This is a genomic window from Bradyrhizobium sp. (genome assembly GCF_022844465.1).
Classification (GTDB): Bacteria; Pseudomonadota; Alphaproteobacteria; order Rhizobiales; family Xanthobacteraceae; genus Bradyrhizobium.
Window position 1 is genome coordinate 290,753 of record NZ_JALHLP010000002.1, and the last position, 17,726, is coordinate 308,478.

21 protein-coding genes and 1 tRNA gene are annotated in these 17,726 nt (G+C 64.4%); 12 read left to right on the top strand and 10 right to left on the bottom strand.

Annotated elements, in window-relative coordinates; all coding sequences use genetic code 11:
• Positions 1-774 precede the first annotated feature (774 nt).
• The gene (gene rpsT, locus Q0D31_RS07610) at positions 775-1,041 is read right to left on the bottom strand and encodes a 30S ribosomal protein S20 (protein WP_291847813.1); all 267 of its coding nucleotides are present in this window, start codon (positions 1,039-1,041) and stop codon (positions 775-777) included.
• Between rpsT and Q0D31_RS07615 the strand changes: the two genes are divergently transcribed.
• The 5 genes from Q0D31_RS07615 to Q0D31_RS07635 all read left to right on the top strand — a co-directional run bounded on the left by Q0D31_RS07615 (position 1,040) and on the right by Q0D31_RS07635 (position 4,508).
• Positions 1,040-1,363 carry a hypothetical protein gene (locus Q0D31_RS07615; RefSeq protein ID WP_291847816.1) on the top strand — a complete coding sequence of 108 codons (324 nt, stop codon included), beginning with the start codon at positions 1,040-1,042 and terminating at the stop codon, positions 1,361-1,363. The two genes, rpsT and Q0D31_RS07615, sit on opposite strands and share 2 nt — an antisense overlap.
• Positions 1,364-1,396: 33 nt before the next feature.
• Positions 1,397-1,714 (top strand): hypothetical protein, encoded by a 318-nt coding sequence (locus tag Q0D31_RS07620; RefSeq protein ID WP_291847819.1) that lies wholly within the window; start codon positions 1,397-1,399, stop codon positions 1,712-1,714.
• Positions 1,715-1,846: 132 nt separating this feature from the next.
• Positions 1,847-2,503 carry a peptide-methionine (S)-S-oxide reductase MsrA gene (msrA, locus tag Q0D31_RS07625; protein ID WP_291847822.1) on the top strand — a complete coding sequence of 219 codons (657 nt, stop codon included), beginning with the start codon at positions 1,847-1,849 and terminating at the stop codon, positions 2,501-2,503.
• 97 nt (positions 2,504-2,600) lie between these two features.
• Complete coding sequence (locus Q0D31_RS07630) at positions 2,601-3,341, top strand: polysaccharide biosynthesis/export family protein (RefSeq protein WP_291847824.1); 741 nt, start codon at positions 2,601-2,603, stop codon at positions 3,339-3,341.
• Positions 3,342-3,503: 162 nt separating this feature from the next.
• On the top strand, positions 3,504-4,508 hold the full coding sequence (locus tag Q0D31_RS07635) for a tripartite tricarboxylate transporter substrate binding protein (protein WP_291847827.1): 1,005 nt from the start codon (positions 3,504-3,506) through the stop codon (positions 4,506-4,508).
• A 58-nt stretch (positions 4,509-4,566) separates the two neighbouring features.
• On the opposite strand, the gene Q0D31_RS07640 is transcribed toward Q0D31_RS07635, so the two are convergent.
• From Q0D31_RS07640 to Q0D31_RS07650, 3 genes are all read right to left on the bottom strand, one after another.
• On the bottom strand, positions 4,567-5,241 hold the full coding sequence (locus Q0D31_RS07640) for a dienelactone hydrolase family protein (RefSeq protein ID WP_291847830.1): 675 nt from the start codon (positions 5,239-5,241) through the stop codon (positions 4,567-4,569).
• Positions 5,242-5,305: 64 nt separating this feature from the next.
• On the bottom strand, positions 5,306-5,647 hold the full coding sequence (locus Q0D31_RS07645; RefSeq protein WP_291847833.1) for a hypothetical protein: 342 nt from the start codon (positions 5,645-5,647) through the stop codon (positions 5,306-5,308).
• The gene (locus Q0D31_RS07650; protein WP_291847837.1) at positions 5,644-6,432 is read right to left on the bottom strand and encodes an alpha/beta fold hydrolase; all 789 of its coding nucleotides are present in this window, start codon (positions 6,430-6,432) and stop codon (positions 5,644-5,646) included. Before Q0D31_RS07650 ends, Q0D31_RS07645 begins: the two co-directional genes overlap by 4 nt.
• Before the next feature lie 341 nt (positions 6,433-6,773).
• Here Q0D31_RS07650 and Q0D31_RS07655 point away from each other — a divergent pair, with 341 nt between their 5' ends.
• Complete coding sequence (locus Q0D31_RS07655) at positions 6,774-7,871, top strand: HD domain-containing phosphohydrolase (RefSeq protein ID WP_291847840.1); 1,098 nt, start codon at positions 6,774-6,776, stop codon at positions 7,869-7,871.
• 76 nt (positions 7,872-7,947) lie between these two features.
• Here Q0D31_RS07655 and Q0D31_RS07660 read toward each other — a convergent pair whose 3' ends face one another.
• Both Q0D31_RS07660 and Q0D31_RS07665 read right to left on the bottom strand, forming a co-directional pair.
• The gene (locus Q0D31_RS07660) at positions 7,948-9,528 is read right to left on the bottom strand and encodes an AMP-binding protein (protein WP_291847843.1); all 1,581 of its coding nucleotides are present in this window, start codon (positions 9,526-9,528) and stop codon (positions 7,948-7,950) included.
• Between the two features lie 156 nt (positions 9,529-9,684).
• Complete coding sequence (locus Q0D31_RS07665; protein WP_291847846.1) at positions 9,685-10,104, bottom strand: VOC family protein; 420 nt, start codon at positions 10,102-10,104, stop codon at positions 9,685-9,687.
• A gap of 144 nt (positions 10,105-10,248) precedes the next feature.
• On the opposite strand from Q0D31_RS07665, the gene Q0D31_RS07670 reads away from it, so the two are divergent.
• The 3 genes from Q0D31_RS07670 to Q0D31_RS07680 all read left to right on the top strand — a co-directional run bounded on the left by Q0D31_RS07670 (position 10,249) and on the right by Q0D31_RS07680 (position 12,254).
• Positions 10,249-11,226, top strand: a complete 978-nt coding sequence (locus Q0D31_RS07670) for a tripartite tricarboxylate transporter substrate binding protein (RefSeq protein ID WP_291847849.1) — start codon at positions 10,249-10,251, stop codon at positions 11,224-11,226.
• Between the two features lie 97 nt (positions 11,227-11,323).
• Positions 11,324-11,563: a DUF3551 domain-containing protein gene (locus Q0D31_RS07675; protein ID WP_366518507.1), complete on the top strand. Its 240-nt coding sequence runs from the start codon at positions 11,324-11,326 to the stop codon at positions 11,561-11,563.
• Between the two features lie 58 nt (positions 11,564-11,621).
• Positions 11,622-12,254: an aspartate/glutamate racemase family protein gene (locus Q0D31_RS07680; protein ID WP_291847855.1), complete on the top strand. Its 633-nt coding sequence runs from the start codon at positions 11,622-11,624 to the stop codon at positions 12,252-12,254.
• On the opposite strand, the gene Q0D31_RS07685 is transcribed toward Q0D31_RS07680, so the two are convergent.
• From Q0D31_RS07685 to Q0D31_RS07695, 3 genes are all read right to left on the bottom strand, one after another.
• On the bottom strand, positions 12,251-12,565 hold the full coding sequence (locus tag Q0D31_RS07685) for a hypothetical protein (protein WP_291847858.1): 315 nt from the start codon (positions 12,563-12,565) through the stop codon (positions 12,251-12,253). The two genes, Q0D31_RS07680 and Q0D31_RS07685, sit on opposite strands and share 4 nt — an antisense overlap.
• Before the next feature lie 114 nt (positions 12,566-12,679).
• Positions 12,680-12,756 (bottom strand) — tRNA-Arg (locus Q0D31_RS07690).
• 208 nt (positions 12,757-12,964) lie between these two features.
• Positions 12,965-13,234: a hypothetical protein gene (locus Q0D31_RS07695; protein ID WP_291847861.1), complete on the bottom strand. Its 270-nt coding sequence runs from the start codon at positions 13,232-13,234 to the stop codon at positions 12,965-12,967.
• Positions 13,235-13,472: 238 nt separating this feature from the next.
• Between Q0D31_RS07695 and Q0D31_RS07700 the strand changes: the two genes are divergently transcribed.
• Together Q0D31_RS07700 and Q0D31_RS07705 are read left to right on the top strand one after the other, a co-directional pair.
• Positions 13,473-15,371 carry a patatin-like phospholipase family protein gene (locus tag Q0D31_RS07700; RefSeq protein ID WP_291847864.1) on the top strand — a complete coding sequence of 633 codons (1,899 nt, stop codon included), beginning with the start codon at positions 13,473-13,475 and terminating at the stop codon, positions 15,369-15,371.
• A gap of 171 nt (positions 15,372-15,542) precedes the next feature.
• A complete protein-coding gene (locus Q0D31_RS07705) occupies positions 15,543-16,022 on the top strand; it encodes a universal stress protein (protein WP_291847867.1) in 480 nt (159 codons plus the stop codon).
• A gap of 24 nt (positions 16,023-16,046) precedes the next feature.
• Here the strand turns inward: Q0D31_RS07705 and Q0D31_RS07710 are convergent, their stop codons facing one another.
• A complete protein-coding gene (locus Q0D31_RS07710; RefSeq protein WP_291847870.1) occupies positions 16,047-16,451 on the bottom strand; it encodes a YccF domain-containing protein in 405 nt (134 codons plus the stop codon).
• Between the two features lie 174 nt (positions 16,452-16,625).
• Here Q0D31_RS07710 and Q0D31_RS07715 point away from each other — a divergent pair, with 174 nt between their 5' ends.
• Complete coding sequence (locus tag Q0D31_RS07715) at positions 16,626-17,708, top strand: LLM class flavin-dependent oxidoreductase (protein WP_291847873.1); 1,083 nt, start codon at positions 16,626-16,628, stop codon at positions 17,706-17,708.
• Positions 17,709-17,726 lie beyond the last annotated feature (18 nt).

The window sequence follows — 17,726 nt, forward strand, 5'->3', positions numbered from 1 at the left end:
TCCGCGAGCTGCGCGTTCCCATTGAGTGTCGTTGCTGTCGGCAATTTCTTGCTCCTTCAATCCAAGCGAGCGAAACGTGATCGTCGCGCCAGGAATTCAGACAGAAAGATACCATCCCCATATCGCTATGAGTTATCAACCTCGCACCGCTTGGAAAGCGTCGCCAACGCGCACACCGCCGCCGATTTGCACGTCCGCTCTTGGGTCTCAAACCGCGCTGGTCAGAAGAGCCTCGAGCGTCGCGAACGACTAAGGAATACACCACGGGTGATTTCTGACAATCGGTGATTCGAGATTGACGCGTGACTCTTCGAAGGTGTTGCAACGCTGCACCGGGGAAGCCCAACACCAAGTTTTTGAATAGGCATGCAGAATCGCAGGCAGTAAGCTTTCATGACAACTTATGCTGCAGTCGCAAAAAAATTTATGAAACCGTTACAATCGCGGTCGGTCGGACCCGTTTTCAAACCGCTTGCACTCGCTATGGGAGTAAGTGACTAGCAGCACGAAGTTTTTCGGAATTGTTTTTCAGGGTAACTCCCGCGCCGCTGCCGCAGACGGAATCCGCTGACACGCTTCGCCGATCCGGTCGGCGCTCCTGCTCCTCGCAAATGCGCATAGCAGCGCCGGTGCAACATGACTGCACTCCGAATAAAAACGGACCAAAGGAGGCCCGACGCGAAGCAGGGCTCCCAGCGAAGATGCGATTGCAACAGGCGACAAAGAAAAAGCCCGGCGAGGCCGGGCTTTGGACGTATGGCGATTGGCTCGGAGTTACTTCGCGAGCTTCGCGATCTGATGGGTCAGGCGCGAGACCTTCCGGCTCGCATTGTTCTTGTGAATGATGTTTCGCTGCGCGGCCTGCATCAATTCCGGCTCCGCCTGCGCCATCGCCTTCAGTGCTGCATCGCGGTCGCCGCTCTTGATCGCCTCCTCAACGGTGCGAACAGCGCCCCGCATCTGGGTGCGACGCGACTTGTTCACGATGGTGCGGCGGGCAATCTTGCGAGTCGCCTTCTTGGCAGAAGTGGTATTGGCCATGTCTCAACTATCCTTCGGCTGTCGTCGCCCGGGTGGTCGGCTTGAGCGCGCCGGCCGTTTCAAACTTCGTGATCGACGTAGGTTGCGTTTTTCCAGCTTGTTCTTGAGGATGCCATGGTCGGGAGCCAAGATGCTTCCCTGGCGGCGCGGCTCAAAGAACAGCGGCGGCGGGATTGCGCCCGCCGCCATTGGGGTTCTTATAGAGGGCAGGTCCGGCACCGTCAACGCTTTCGACCTCGTCAGAACGGCGGTAATGGCGGCCGAAACGCCGCATAAAGCGCTGGCAAGGTTGAATTTCCGGCATGCCCCCGGTATTGGCTGACGCCTCGTGGCGACTACTTGGATAGGGTGAAGCATGATCCGCGGTTTCTTCCGGCTGATTGGCCTGCTGCTGCTGGCCGGCGGATTTGTTTTCATGGTCTACGACGGCGCTCGTTTCGTCGCCGATCAAGTCCTGCGTTTCACCCGGTTTGGCCAGTTCTGGAATGACATCCATCAATCCAGCCAGCTGGCGTTTCGGACCTGGGTGGAGGGCGCCGCGCCCTGGCTCTGGAACGGGATCGTCAAGGTGCTGCTGGACCAACCGGTGTTTGCCGTGCTGGGCGTGGCAGGCATCCTGCTGATGCTGCTGTTTAGGCCGCGCAAGCCGCTGATCGGCTATTCCAGGGACTGACCAAGATGGTTTGGCGGGGATGGCGCAACGGGCTGCCGCATCCGGCGTAAGGAGCGTATATATATAAGGTCATATATAAGAGTATGTCAGTGCAACCGGCGACTCGGCCGATATCCCGCCCGGAGGTGTCTTATGTTCTTCATGCGCAAAACCACTGCGTTACCGAGCCGCGCCGAAGCGCTGCCGGGTCGCGCCACCCCGATCGCCACGGCCGCCACCCACTTCGTCAACGGCCGCAAACTACAGCCACCCTATCCCGCAGGACTTGAGCAGGCAGTGTTCGGGCTGGGTTGCTTCTGGGGCGCGGAGCGCAAGTTCTGGGAACTGGGCGAGGGCATCCATGTGACTGCCGTCGGTTATGGCGGCGGGCATACCCCCAATCCGACCTACGAAGAGGTTTGCTCGGGCGGCACAGGTCACACCGAGGCGGTGCTGGTCGTGTTCGATCCGAAGAAAATCTCCTATGAGCAGCTGCTGAGGACATTCTGGGAAAACCACAACCCGACGCAGGGCATGCGCCAGGGCAACGACGTCGGCACCCAATATCGCTCGGCAATCTACACCTTTGGTGATGCGCAGCGCAAAGCCGCCGATGCCTCGAAAGCGATGTACCAGAAGGCGCTGGCTGCCAAGGGTCTCGGTGTTATCACCACCGAGATTGCGCCTTCGACCGAGTTCTATTTCGCAGAGGACTATCATCAGCAGTATCTCGCCAAGAATCCGGCGGGCTATTGCGGTTTGGGCGGAACGGGCGTGTCATGCCCGGTCGGCTTCGGCGTTACCGCCTGATCGCAATACCGTCGCGGTTTGAAGTTGGGTCGGCCCAGAGCCAAAACCATTTGTTAACCATACCCGGTGCAAGATTGGAGCTGTCTCGGCTTGAGGGATGACTCCGGTGCGGCCTGCGTGCGCGTTTCGATTGCCGATCACTGCGATCATGACGGCGCTCGCGTTGTCGGGATGCATGCGCACGACCGGTCCGGTGGCGACAGCAACAAGAGGCGACCTCGATTCGATCGCTTATGGCCACCCACATGGTCAGCCGTCTCAGCCTGACGGCGGCGCCGCCGGCGTTCCTCACTCCGCCTTTGCGTCGGCATCGCGAAGAACGCCTGGCGGTGTTGCCGCGCCCATAACCCATGCTGCAGCTGCGCCGGCGCGCTCCGACGCGGCCTATCACCTGGATGCCGGCGACAAGCTTCGCGTGATGGTCTATGGTCAGGACGGCCTTACCAATACCTATGCGATCGATGCCGCCGGCTCGATCACCATGCCGCTGATCGGCTCACTGCCGGCGCGCGGGCGCACCACGGCGGGACTGGCGGCAGAGATTGGCGCCAGGCTGCGTCGCGGCTTCATCAGGGATCCGTCGGTCGCGGTAGAGATCGAAGCATACCGTCCATTCTTCATCCTCGGCGAGGTCGCCGCACCAGGGCAATATCCGTACGTGCCCAACATGACGGTCGAGAGCGCGGTCGCCATTGCCGGCGGCTTCTCGCCGCGCGCACGCCGCGACCGCGTCACGGTCACCCACGCCGATGCGTCGGGAACCGCGCGCCTGGTGGTTCCGCCGGGGGCGCCAATCAGCCCCGGCGACACCGTGCTGGTCGGCGAGCGCTGGTTCTAGCCGGGGGCCAATCCCGGGATCGTCCCGGGTTGCGATGAATCAGCGCTATCGGGTTGCAGCGCACGAAACCATGTTCCAAGCCACGCCCGAGCGATGTAGAACGCCGTCTCTATCGAGGCGCGCCGGCCTGTCGGTCAAGTGCCTGCAATCCGGAGAACGACCATGAACCGTCATTTGCCGATCAACCTGGCGCGAGCGCCTGCGGCCGCCCGGCTCGCCATTGCCGTCACGATGTTGCTGTGCGCGTTGTCGCATCCGGTATCGGCGCAGTCCTATCCGGATCGGCGAATAACATTTGTGGTGCCCTATCCTGCGGGTGGAGCCACCGACGTCTCGGCCCGTCTGCTTGCCAACAAGCTTTCGGAAGCGTGGAAGCAAACCGTCGTCGTGGAAAACAAGTCCGGCGGCGGCGGGGTGGTCGGCAATGATTTCGTCGCAAAGGCGGCGCCCGATGGCTATACCGTGCTGATCGCCATCACCCAGATCATCCAGGCGCCAAGCCTGGTTTCGAAGCTTCCCTACGACGTCTTCAAGGATCTCGCGCCGGTTACCCAGGTCGCACTATCGACTGTCGTACTGACGGTTCCCGAGGCGCAGCCGGTCAAGTCGGTCAAGGAACTGGTCGATCTCGCCAAGGCCAATCCTGGTAAATTGCCGTATGGCAGCTTCGGCAACGCGACGACGTCCCATCTCTATGGCGAGTTGCTGAAGAAGGTGGCGAATATCGACATGATCCACGTTCCCTATCGTGGCTCGGCGCCGCTGCTGAACGATTTGCTCGGCAATACGGTGACGGCCGCTTTCGTCGATCTGACCACGGCCGGCGCTCAAATCAACGCAGGCAAGGTCAGGGCGCTGGCGATCGGCGGCGAAAAGCGCCGGACCCAGTTGCCCAACGTGCCGACGCTTGCCGAACTCGGTTACAAGGGATTCGAGGCGGAAGGCTGGGTCGGCATCTTCGTGCCGGCCGCGACTCCCAAGGACATCGTCGCGAAACTTTCCTCGGAGCTGGCCCGCATTATCGCCTCACCCGAGGGCGTCGCGGGGCTTGAGGCGCTCAGTCTCATGCCCGTCGGCGGAACGGCGGAAATGTTCGAGGCCGCGCTCCGCCGCGATCACGCGCGCTGGGCGGATGTCGTCAAGGCGGTCGGCGTCAAGGGCGAGTGAAGCAGGCCGCCGATCCCGGGCTTGCGCCTCGCGCATCTCCGAATGACGGCGGAGAGCGTTATTTTCCTAGATGCCTGGCCAGGAATGCCAGGCTGCGCGGCCAGGCGATGTCGGCGCTCGCCTTGTCGTAGCTCGCCCGTTCGTCGCAGTGAAAGCCGTGCTGGGCGCCGGGATAGACGTGGATTTCGACATCGGGTCGCTTGGCCCTGATGGTCTCGACATCGCCCAGCGGTATGCCCGCGTCCTTTTCGCCGAAATGAAGCTGTGTCGGAACGCTCGGCTTGTCGTCGGCGAAGCGAACCACCGCACCGCCATAATAACCGACGGCCGCCGACAGGCCCGACAATTTGGTTGCCGCGGCGTAGGCAATGCTGCCGCCGAGGCAGAAGCCGATGATGCCGACCGGTCCGATATCCTTCACCGCGTCGATCGCAGCCTTTGTATCCCGCAGCATCGCGTCCCAATCTGGATTGGCGATGAATTTGCGGGCCGTCGCGATCTCGTTCGGGGAATAGCCGCACTGGAAATCGGGCTGCATGCGGTCGAAGATCGACGGCGCGATTACGGCGTAGCCCTCGCTCGCCAGGCGGTCGCACACCGCGCGGATGTGGTGGTTGACGCCAAAAATCTCCTGGATCACTACGATGGCCGCCTTGGGCTGACGTGGAGGATCGACACGATAACCGCCCAGTTTGAAACCATCCGAAGCCGTCAGCCTGATATACTGTCCCATGGATCATCCGTTCGTGTTCGAGGGTTGCTGGAAGTCGGTGATGCGAAGAGGGGCGAAGCGGTTGCTATTGCCACATCCAATTGTGGCCCCAGTCGCCTTTCCAGCCGGCAAGCCTGCCGTTGCGAAACTGGAGATAGAGCCGGTCCTTCCTGAAGAACAATCCGCTGCCGCCGATGTTGCGGAACGCGAGGTAGATTTCTTCGCCCCGTCGGCCGCCGACGTAGTTGAGCGGCGTACCCAGCGCCCGCGCGGCGTCTTCCGCTTCCATGCCGAATGCCAGCGGTGTGGTGTTCGACAGCGTCGCGGTGAGGGGAGGCAGCAGATGACCGCCGGCCGGGGTAGGGTGCTGCGCGCCGGCCTGGGTGATCGCGATCAGCGCCAGGATAACTCCGCCGAATATTCTCATGACGCCGCCTTTGCCGGCGGCATGGTTTGCAAACCGTTGAGGAACGGCAGCACGGCGTCGATGAAGGGCTGCGGCTGGTCGATGTTGACGGCGTGACCGGCGGCCGCGATCACCACCTTGCGGGCGCCGGGAATCTTGGCTGCCATATAGTCGGATGCGGCCAGGAACGGCGTGTCGTCGGCGCCGACGACGACCAGCGACGGCACCTTGATATCGGGCAAGGATTCGATCACGCGGGCGTCGCGCTGGGTCAGCATGCCGCGCGCTGCGCGCGCCAGCCCCGACGCATCGCGGTGAGAGACGCTGGATCGCTCCCGGCTGGCCGATTTCAGCACTTCAAGCCCCTCGCGCTCGAAGCGGTCGCCGGTCTCATAGGCCCGCTTGTTCCAGGCCTCGCGGGCTTCGTCCTTCTTGAACCCCGGGCCGGTGTCGATGATCAGCAGCGCGCGGACGCGGTCGGGATGGGCGCGGTAGAATGCCAGCGACATGTAACCGCCCAGGGAAAGCCCGCCGACGATCGCCTTGTCGGCGCCGACGGTGTCGAGCAGCGCCGCCACGTCGCCAACGGTCAGCGCTTCGCTATAGGCTGAAGGATCATCGGGGTAGTCGGACTGGCCGTGGCCGCGCATATCCCACAACACGAGCTTGTGATGTTTCGACAGGGCGGCGATCTGACCCTGCCACATGGCCGAGGTCGACGAATAGCCGTGCGTCAACAACAGCGGCGGGCCGGAGCCGTGGACCTCGTAATAGATGTTGACCCCGTCGCGATTGACTGTCGGCATTGCGATTTCCCGGTGCGGTGATGCGTTGTTTCGGCGTGGCTGCGCCATCCTAGCCCGATACGTTCGCCGATGGGAATTGCCGAAACGGGCCTGCCTCATCGAGACCGGGTGAAAAGGCCGCGCCAAATCCTGCCGCAACGGACAAGCATGGCGTCTGGATGATGCTTACGGCCGAACCCGGTCGCATTGGTGGCGGTAACCGCCGTCGATGGGACGGCGGGCCTGATCAACAAAACCCTAATGTTGCCGGTAATCGGTCGTTCACGATACCCCTTAAGCTGTATGGAACGGTTAATCCGGTAGCCTTGGCCTCAGGTCGCCACCGTACGTCCTGGGGTCACATGACATCCGCAATCAAAGAGACACCGACCAAACGCCGGCTGCTGCTGGCCTCGGATAGAAGCGACCAAAGCAGCGAACTGGCCGGCATCCTGCGGACCGTGGGGCAGGTCGACACCATCGCGACCTCGGACATTCCGGACCGGCCGACGCGCGATCTCGCGGGGATCGTGGTCGACATCAACCTGCGCTCGACCGAGAGCGTGCAGGTCGTGCGCAACAGGTTGCGGGCCGATGCCTACCGCGAGGTGCCGCGGCTGTTCGTGCTGGCCGACGCTCTGCATCATGGGTCGATGCAGGCCTGGGCGCTCGGCGCGACCGATACGATCGCGAGGCCGTTCGACGCGCAGGGTATTCTGCAGCGGATACGCGCCGCGTTTCCCGACAGCGACGGTTACGACGAGAGCGATCGCGGTAAGACCCTGAACAGGGGCGTCGAGGCGGCGCATGCCGTCATGGTCAAGATTTTCGAGCGGCTCCCGGCCGGCGCTCCCCTGAAATTCTCGGACATCACCGAAGCCGAGAACCGGATACTCAAAGCGATCAAGCATTCGTCGTTGCGGGAATGGTTGACCGCGGTCGGCTGCCATCACACCGGAAGCTACCGCCACTGCCTGTTCGTCACCGGCTTTGCGGTGGGCTACGCGCAGCATCTGGGCATGCGCGATCACGACCAGCGCCGCCTGGCCCGCGCGGCGTTGCTGCACGACGTCGGCAAGGCGTTCATTCCGGTGGCGATCCTCGACAAGCCGGGCGCGCTGTCCCACGAGGAAATGGAGCAGATGCGCCAGCACCCTCGCCTTGGCTTTGATGCGCTGGCGGCGCAAGGCGGTTTTCCACCCGAAATGCTCGACGTGGTGCTGCACCACCATGAATTTCTCGACGGCACCGGCTATCCTGACGGACTGCGCGGCAAGCAGATCAGCGACATCGTGCGCATGATCACGATCGCGGACATCTACGCGGCGCTGGTCGAGCAGCGCGCTTACCGGCTGCCGTTCACCCACTCCCGGGCCTTCGCCTTGATGGAAGAGATGAGCGACAAGCTCGACCAGCACCTGCTGCACGCGTTTCGCCCGGTCGCGCTCGGACACTACTGAGCTTTTGAAGCGTTCGGAGCCTGCACGTCGTTACGCGGATCGATCAGGCGAAGCTGGCTCCTTCAATTTCCTGCTGTCATCCCAGCATCTTTCGCAGTTCGGCCTTCGCCACCTTTTCCAGCGTCGAGCGTGGCATGTCGTCGACGAGGTGAATTTCGCGCGGCACCTTGAAGTCCGCCAGCGCCGCGCGGCAGGCCGCCATCACGGTGTCGTGCAGGTCGGCCGGCGCGCCGGCCACCCCGGCGTGCGGGATGATGAAGACGACGGGCACCTCGTCCAGCATCGGATGCTTCTTGGCCACCACCGCGGCCTCGCGCACGCCGGGCAGCACCGCGATCACCTGCTCGATTTCGGAGGCCGCGACATTCTCGCCGCCGACCTTCAGCATGTCCTTGGCGCGGTCGCCGAACCGGATGAAGCCGTTTTCCAGCAGCGTGACGCGGTCGCCGGTGATGAAATAGCCGTGCTCGTCGAAGCTGTCGCGCGTGGCTGTTTCATTGTGGAGGTATTCCGCGAACAGCGACAGGCCGGGGATGCCCTTGATCAGGAGGTTGCCGGTGCCGCCGACCGGCGTCGCCGCGCCGTCGTCTTCAATGACGCGGATCTGATATTCCGGCGCGGCGCGGCCGATCGACATCGGCGTATTCGGCTGGTCGACCTCGCCGACGATGCCGTGCGTGATGGTCTCGGTCATCCCCCACCAGCCGATCATCTTGATGCCGAAGGCGGCAAACGGCGGCGGCTCCGAGACCGCGGTGCCCCAGAGCCGGAACTTGTGATTGTCGGGGATTTCGTGTTCCAGCAGCGCCTTCATGCAGAAGGGTATGGTCGAGGTCCAGGTGCAGCCGTGCGCCAGCGCAACGTTCCAGAACCGGCTGGCGGAAAACCGCGGCTGGATCACGCAGGACCCGCCCACCCATAGCGTCGCCAGCATCGAATAGGCCAGCGCATTGGTGTGAAACAGTGGCAGATAGGTTTGATGCACGTCGCCGGCATGCAGGTCCTCATGCGCGGCGTTGATCTTGGCGCCCCATAGCGCGTTGGCATGCGTCCATAGCACCGCCTTTGGCCGTGACGTGGTGCCCGAAGTATATTGCACGCTGCATGGCGCGGCGGGATCGATCGCGCGGTGCGGCCGGTCGGCGCTGTCGCCGAACAAGGCTTCGAAGCTTTCGCCGCGCGGCACAGGCTGCGCGGGCGCGACGCCGGCGTCATGCGAAATCACCGCGATCCAGCGCAGGCCACGGCAATGGGCCGCGACCAACCCGGCATAGGCGGGCTGGGTGATGGCGGCCACCGCGCCGCAATGACCGGCAAAGTATTCCATTTCCGCCGCGGCCGAGCGTGTGTTGGTGGTGACCGCGATCGCACCGAGTTCGACGCAGGCAAACCAGGCCAGCATGGCCTCGATGCAATTGTCGAGATGGATCAGCACATACTCGCCGGGCCTGACGCCGCGCCGGACCAGGCCGGCGGAAAGCCGGCCGACGTGCTCGTGAAATTCGCCGTAAGTCCAGCTCCGTCCCCGGCCCTCGAACGGCTCCCAGATCAGGAACGGATGGTTGCGGCGGCTCTCCGCGCGCATCCGCAGCAGCCATGGCACGTCGAGGCCGGCGAATGGTCCGACGACGCCCGGCGCGGTCTGTGAAATGGGCATGGTTCTCTCCCGTGCAGATCTATCGTCTGCCTTGATCTTGCTTGGGAGCAGTTCTGCCACTGGATGACGCGAGGAGCAAATCGGGAATTGCGGACGGGATTCTCTCCGCGTCATTGCTTCGTCGCTAGCGCTCCTCGCAATGACGGGGAGGGTGGGCTAACCTCCGCCATACTCATACGACGAAATCTCAATCAGGCTGCCGTCGGGATCGCGGCAGTAGACCGAACGCAGCGTGCCGCGGGCGCCCTGCTTGGCGACCGGGCCTTCTTCGATCGCGACGCCGTTGGCCTTCAGGTGGGCCACCACCTGATCCGGCGTGCTCGATGTCAGAAAGCACAGATCGTCGCTTCCCGCGGTTTCGTGGTCCGCCGTGAACCACTCGACCTTGTCAGCGTCGCGCGGCCGCACGTTGATCTTCTGGTTGCCGAACAGCAGCGAGGTCCGCGGCGTCTTGCCCCCGCCGGGATCGAACACCCTGACTTCCATGCCCAGGGTCTTCCGGTACCAATCGGCGGAACGCGCCACGTCGGCGACGTTGATGACGATATGATCGAGCGCGGTAACCTTGACAGGCATATCTTGTCCTTCTGTCGCAATCGGCGCGACGCTGTAGCACTGGCCGCATCGGCGCTTGTTTGTTACAACCTCGCCCTGTTCCGTTCAATGCAACCGCATAGAAATGGACCGGGCGCTGGACCCGGCCGCCAAGGAGAAGCTTTCATGATTTCTCGCCGCACCCTGATCTGCCTGGCCGCGATCGGCCTTTCCACCGCCGCGCCGCTCGGCGGTGCTTCGGCGCAGGACTATCCGACCAGGCCGGTGCGCTGGGTCGTCGGCTATCCCCCCGGCGGGGCGACCGACATCATCGCGCGGTTGCTCGGACAGCGGCTGTCGGAGCGGCTCGGCCAGCAATTCGTGATCGAGAACAAGCCCGGCGCCGGCAACAACATCGCCACCGAGTCGGTGATCAACGCCGAGCCCGACGGCTACACCCTGCTGCTGGTCAATCCTGCGAACTACATCAACGCCTCGCTCTACGCCAATCTGAAGTTCAACGTCATTCGCGACATCGCGCCGGTCGCCGCCTTCAACCGCGTGCCGAACGTGATGACGGTCAATAAGGACGTGCCGGCCAAGACGGTCGCCGAGTTCATCGCCTATGTGAAGGCCAATCCCGGCAAGGTGAACCTGGCGTCCTCGGGCAACGGCACCTCGGTGCATCTGTCCGGCGAAATGTTCATGGCGATGTCCGGCGCCAAGATGCAGCACGTGCCCTATCGCGGCGCGGCGCCCGCGATCACCGACCTGCTTGGCGGCCAGGTGCAGCTGATTTTCGACAACATGCCCTCCATCCTCCAGCATGTCCGCGCCGGCTCGGTCCGGGCGCTGGCCGTCACCAGCACGGCGCGGTCGTCGCTGTTGCCTGACGTGCCGGTTCTCGCCGACACCATTCCGGGCTTCGAGGCCAGCGCACTGTTCGGCATGGGCGTCCCGAAGAACACGCCGAAGGCGATCATCGACAAGCTGAACAAGGAGGTTAACGCGGTGCTCGCCGAGCCCGCGATCAAGGCGCGCCTGGTCGACCTTGGTGGCGAACCGCTGATCGGTCCGCCGGAAGCGTTCGCTGCAATGATCGCAGCCGAAACCGAGAAGTGGCGGAAAGTCATCGAGGAAGCCAAGGTCGAGAAAGTACAGTGATCTTCCTCACGGAACTCTGGCGCGCCTCCGGTGTTTCTATGGCTGTTTGCGACGCGGCTGTCGTGTCGCGTGAAGGAGATCGATGATGCGTAATGCAATGTTGGCGGCATTGGCGCTGGCAGCGGCCACGGTCGCGGGCAGCTCGCCTGCGGCGGCCTATGATTATCCCTATTGCCTCCAGGGCCGGGGCATCGGCATTCCCGGCGAGTGCGCGTACAGCACGTATGCCCAGTGCATGGCGTCGGCGTCCGGCCGGGCCCTTTATTGCAACGTTAATCCGCGCGTGGCGTTCGGACCGCCACAACAGCGGCGGGTGCGCCCCCACTGGGAGTATTGATCGGCGTTTCGGCCGTGGCGCGGGTTGACACGACCCGAGCCACGGCCAGACTGCGGACATGCGCATCACGCTTGTCCACGCCCTCAAGCATTCGATTGCACCGATCGAAGCCTCGTTCGCCCGGTTCTGGCCGGACGCGCGACTGATGAATCTGCTGGACGACAGCCTGTCGGCCGATCTCGCGCGCGACGGCGGGCTTTCGGATGCCATGACAGCGCGCTTCCTCGGGCTCGGCCGCTACGCCGCCGGCACCGGCGCAGATGCGATCCTGTTCACCTGCTCGGCGTTCGGTCCCTGCATCGAGGCGGTCGCGCGCGCACACGCGCCGATGCCGGTACTGAAGCCAAACGAGGCGATGATCGAGCAGGCTGCCGCACGTGGCCGCAAGGTCGGCCTGCTGTCGACATTCGCGCCGACGCTGGTCTCGATGCCGCTGGAATTTCCGGCCTCGGTCCAGGTCATTCCGAAGCTGGCAGAAGGCGCGCTCGCCGCGCTCGACCGCGGCGACCGCGCCACCCATGACCGGCTGGTGGTGGAGGCATCGCGGCAGCTGCGTGATTGCGACCTGATCGCGCTCGCCCAGTACAGCATGGCGCCTGCAGCGGAAATGGTCGCCGAGGCGACCGGGCTCACGGTGCTGACCACGCCGGACAGCGCGGTGCTGAAGCTGAAAAAAATGCTCGGCGCTTAAGGCTGAATTTCTTTCTTCGCGGCGGGCTTTTTCACGGGCTTCTTGGCCGCTTCCTCAGTCGCGTTCCTGATCGCGCGCGCGTAACTGTCGGCGGCGTTGTGGGCCGAGTTTTGCAGCCGCTTGGCGGCGGCCGCGCCGAGCGCCATCGTGCTTTTCGCGATCAGCCGGTACTGGTCTCGCGACGCCTTGTCCTTGGCCTTGGCGGCGCGTGCCATGATCTGGTCGCGCCGCTTCTTGACGGCGGCCATCAGGCTCTTGTTCTGCGCCTTGGCGATTTGCCGGATGACGGCGTCGAGATCGGCTTCAGCCATGATGGATCACTCTTGATGGATCGCGGTTGTGATGGATCACGCTTGCGGCGCCGCTGCGACGGTTGTTGATCTCGTTAGTTGCTGGCTGTTGGCGTTCGCAGTCTTGTAACGACTTGGCGCACCCGACACGATTCGAACGTGTGACCTTTGCCTTCGGAGGGCAACGCTCTATCCAGCTGAGCTACGGGTGCAACGGGGGTTCATTTAGCCGATTGGCCGGGTGGCGGCAACGGCCAGTTGGGGGCTTCGACCTGCGTAGCACGACCTGACGTGGTGACCCGCCTGACCGGTGATCGAATCTCCCGCCCGCGATGAATCGTGGGCAGAAGACCAATCCTTCCGGTCGGGAAGTTTCGAGGCATCTCGCTCGGTTTCGCTGAAGTCCCGCCTGAAGCGTCCTCAGCAGCGGCCCTGCTTCCAGAGGCCGGGAGGGCAGCCGCGTCCACGCCAGCCAACCTTGCGGCCCCGGCTCCATCCAAAGGCCTTGTGGCCGCCACCGCGTTTCCAGCCATGGCCGCGGCCACGTCCGTGCCCGCCCTTGATCTCGATCGTATCCGACGCCAATGCGGCGTTGAGAGTTCGCGTGTCGATGCCCGAGGGAAGCGCCGATGCCTGCGTCGCGAACCCGAGCGGCAACGTGACTAACAGTCCGAACAGAAGTTTCTTCATGTTGGCTCTCTTTCCATGGGTGGGGCTGTCGTCAACAGGAGTGCGCCGCGAAGGTTCCGGCGAGATGGATATCGCAAGGCTCTTAGAGGCCAATCTGGGCCTCAATGCGCCCGATGCCGGAAGCCGGCTCAACCGAGCTCGCGGCAACGGCCGGACAGGGCTTGAAACGGCTTATATCGCTCGCCGCACGCCCCGCGCAGCGCTAACATGGCGGGTGAAATCGAACCTGATGTCGCCAATGAGTGAACCTAGTCCGACGCTTGGGTGGGGAAACGTGATGGAGGACTTCGCGCTGCTGCGAACGCTCAGTCCGGAGCAGCGGCTGAAGGCCTTCAACGCCATGGTTCGTCAGGACCTCGTGCGCGGCGAGATGCTGGTCGCGCAGGGCGGCCCGTCGAACGCCCTGTTCATGGTGCTGCATGGCGCGCTGGCGGTGCGCCGCAGCGGCGACGTCGAGCCGCTCGCCGAGCTTCGCGCCGGCGAACTGGTGGGCGAAATCGGCTTCTTCGCCAATATCCCGCGCACCGCCGACGTGATCGCCATTCGCGACACCAGCGTCATGGTGCTGACCCGCGCGGCCTACCAGAAGCTCGCCGAGGAAGCGCCCGCCGTCGTCGAGGCGCTGCTGGCGGCGCTGGCGCGGCGGTTCGCCAGGGAAACCGCGCGGCTGACGCCGGTGCGCGCGCTGCCGAAGGCGCGGACGGTGGCCTTGATCGAGGGTGGTTTCGAACCGTTACCGGCCGCGTTCGATTCCCGGATGCGCGAGGGCCTGGCCGCGGTCGGCGCCGAGATCGTCGATTCCGCGCGGCTGCGGGCGATGTTTCCCCGGCGCGAACTCGATGCGCCCGAGGTCACCGAGTGGCTCAACAAGCTCGAGCACGTCGCCCCGCTGGTGGTTTACCTCGCCGGGCGCGAGGCCTCGGTGTGGGCGCGCAAGGCGGTGCGCCAGGCCGACATGGTGGTGCTCGCCTGCCGCGGCGAGGCGCCCGCGGGGGCGTTGACGGAGCTCGAAGCGTTCGCCTGCGAAGTTCATCCGGCGGCGGCGCGGCGTCTTGTTCGCGTTCACGACCAGCGCCGCGGCGAAGTCAGCGGCACCGCGGCCTGGCTGGCGCGGCTGCCGGTCTTCATGCACCACCATGTTGCGCTGGAAGACCAGCTCGACATCGACAGCCTGATCCGGTTCCTGTCCGGCCGGGCCATCGGGTTCGTCGCCGCCGGCGGCGGCAGCCTTGGCACGGCGCATGTCGGAATCTACAAGGCGTTTCGCGAGCGCGGCGCGATGTTCGACATCTTTGTCGGCACCAGCGTCGGCTCGGCGATGGCGGCGGGGTTCGCCAAGAACCTTGAGGCCGAACATCTCGAACAGGGCACCCACGAGATCTTCGTCCGCAGCCGCAGCCTGCGGCGGCCGACCTGGCCGCGCTATTCGCTGCTGGACCACAAGGCGTTCGATCGCGCGCTGGCCGAGCAATATGGCCGCGACTGCCGGATCGAGGATTGCTGGCGGCCGTTCGCGGCGGTCGCAACCAATCTTTCGACCCATAATCTCGAATTGATCCGCACCGGCCTGCTCTGGCAGGCGGTGCGCGCCTCGAGCGCGATCCCCGGGCTGTTGCCGCCGTTCTACACGAGCGAGGGCGCGATGCTGGTCGATGGCTGCCTGATCGACAACGTCCCGCTGGCGCCGATGCATCAGCTCAAGAGCGGGCCCAACCTGGTCGTGCATTTCGGCGAGCCGGCGGCCGAGATGTTCGATGTCGACTACGACGCGCTGCCCGGACGGCTTGAGCTGATCGCGGCGATGCTGACCCCGTTCCGCAAGAAGTTGCTGCCGGCGGCGCCGAGCGCGGTCAACGTGTTGTGGCGCAGCCTGGTGGCGCACCAGCGCTACGATACGCTGCCGGCCGGGCCTTCCGACGCGGTGATGCGGCCGCCGGTGCCCGACGGCATCGACGTGACGGATTTCGACCTCCATACCGAGATTTTCGACGCGTCCTACCTGTGGGCCCGGCAGGCCATCACGGCGCTGGAGGCGGCGGGCCATCCGGCCATCGCGGCGATACTCGCCACCGGAAATTCGGCGCCAGGCCGGACGCACCGTGTCGCCGAAACGCCGCACCATGCACTGTCCGGCTGAGTTTGGCAGGGCGTCGGGACGCCGGCCAGGCGACGTGACACGGAGCCTGGGATGAATAGACGACGGCGGCGGCAGGAAACGCCGGTTCGCCGCGCCAAAAAACTGATCCGTTGTCGTCAATTGATGCTAGTCTTCGCCCGTTGATCTTCTCGCCATCGATGGGGACGTGCGATGTATAAGAAGGTTCTTCTGGCCTATGACGGCTCGGTCGAGGGCCGGCGCGCGTTGCGGGAGGGCGCGAAACTCGCGCAGCTCTGCGGCGCCGAGGTTTTCCTGCTGGCGGTGGTCGAGGTTTCCTCGATCATGACGCCCGAGGCCGGGTTGACGATCCCGATCGAACTGCAAACCGAAGACTACAGGTCGATCCTGAACGAGGGCGCCGAGCGCCTCAGGGCGCTGGGGTTCTCGCCGACCTCGCGATTGGAGGTCGGCGACGCCGGGCAGAAGATTGCCGAGGTCGCCGAGGAAATCGGCGCGCATCTGGTCGTGGTCGGGCATCGCCCGCAGGGGACGCTGGCGCGCTGGTTCGGTTCGATCGGCAGCTATCTCGTCAAGCGCCTGCGCTGCAGCGTGCTGGTGGCGCAGACCGAGATCAGCGATGCCGAGTTCGAGCGCTTGAAGCCGCCGGCCGAGCAGGCGGCCTTGCGCTAAGCCGCCTGTTGACCTCGCCGCCGGCTATGCCGGCACGATGATCTTGCCGATCGGCCAAAGCGCTATTCCGGCGAGCTTCAGGTGCGCCCAGGCAAAGGGAATCCCGACAATCGTCACGGCCAGCACGACCGCCGTGACGACATGCCCGAGCGCCAGCCACCATCCCGCCAGCACCAGCCAGATGATGTTGCCGATCAGGCCGAGCGGTCCGGTGCCGATGTCTTCCTGCCCGGTATAGGCGTCGCGCGCCACCGCCGTGAAGCCGAACGGGAATAAAGTGTAGGCGGCGATGTTGAAAGCGGCGCGCGCCCAGGGAATCCCGATGATCGTGATCGCCATGACGACGGCGGCGACCAGCCAGCCGAACGCCATCCACGCGCCGCCAAGCACGATCCAGAGGATGTTGAGCAGCAGCGAGACCGGTGACATGGCTGTTTTCCCCATCTTTGGCCAAGGAGACGGCCAAGGCACTGCCAAGGCAACACATAAAGTTCGAAGCCGTTCCGGACGGCCTCGGGCCGAACCCGATTGCCGTGCGCCCGATAGAAGCTAGACTGCTTTCCAGCACGATCAAGTGACAGGCGTTCACAAGGAGAAGCGTTCATGCGTCCGCTCGAATTCGGCTGGTATCTGCCCACGCATGGCGACACAACGGCCTATGGCCTGGCCGAGGCGCAGATCCCGGGTTCGCGCGAATTGTGCGAGCGCGTGGTGGCGGCGGCGGAAAAGGCCGGATTCGAGTATTTGCTGATCCCGGTCGGCTCGGTGTGCTGGGAGGCATGGATCACCGGCGCGTTCATGGCGGCGCGTTCGTCCAGCATCAAGCCGCTGATCGCGGCGCGGCCCGGCTACATCAATCCGGTGCTGCTCGCCAAGATGATCGCGACCTTCGACCAGATGTCGGGCGGCCGCATCTGCATCAACCTGATCGCCGGCCAGAACGAGAGCGAGGTCGAAGGCGAGGGCGTGCGCTATCCCAAGGAGGAGCGCTACGAACTGATGGAGGAGGAAGTCTCGATCCTCAAGGCACTGTGGACCGCGCGCGGCCCCGTGAATTTCCAGGGCAAGTATCACACGCTGTCCGGCGCCCACATCAAGCCGCGCCCGCTTCAGCAGCCGTTTCCAAGATTCTACCTCGGCGGCGGCTCGCGCCAGGCCTGGGAATTGTCGGCCAGACATTCCGACGTGCATCTGTTCTGGGGCGATCTGCCGGACAGGATCGCTTCGAACATTGCCGATATCAGGCAGATGGCGCGGGCGCATGGCCGCGAAAACGATATCGGCTTCGGCATGCGGCTGCAGGTGATCTGCCGCGAGAATGAAGCCGACGCGTGGGCCGCCGCCGATCAACTGGTGCGCCACGCCACCGAGCGGCAGAAGCAGGAGATCAAGACGCTATACACCAGGTCGGAGGCGAACCGGCGGGTGCAGGAACTCGCCCGCGAGCATGGCGATCTCCTGCTGCCGCATTTGTGGACCGGCATCACCAAGGTCCGCCCCGGCGCCGGCATCGCCGTGGTCGGCAATCCCGCGCAATGCGCCGACACGCTGCAGCGGTTCATCGACGCCGGCTGCCATTCCTTCTGCCTGTCCGGCTATCTGCATGACGAGGAGGCCGAGCGTTTCGGCCGCCTGGTTCGCCCGATCCTGGCCGAAAACAACCGCGGCCGGTGGGCGGCGGCTTGACGATCGCACCAATGGGAG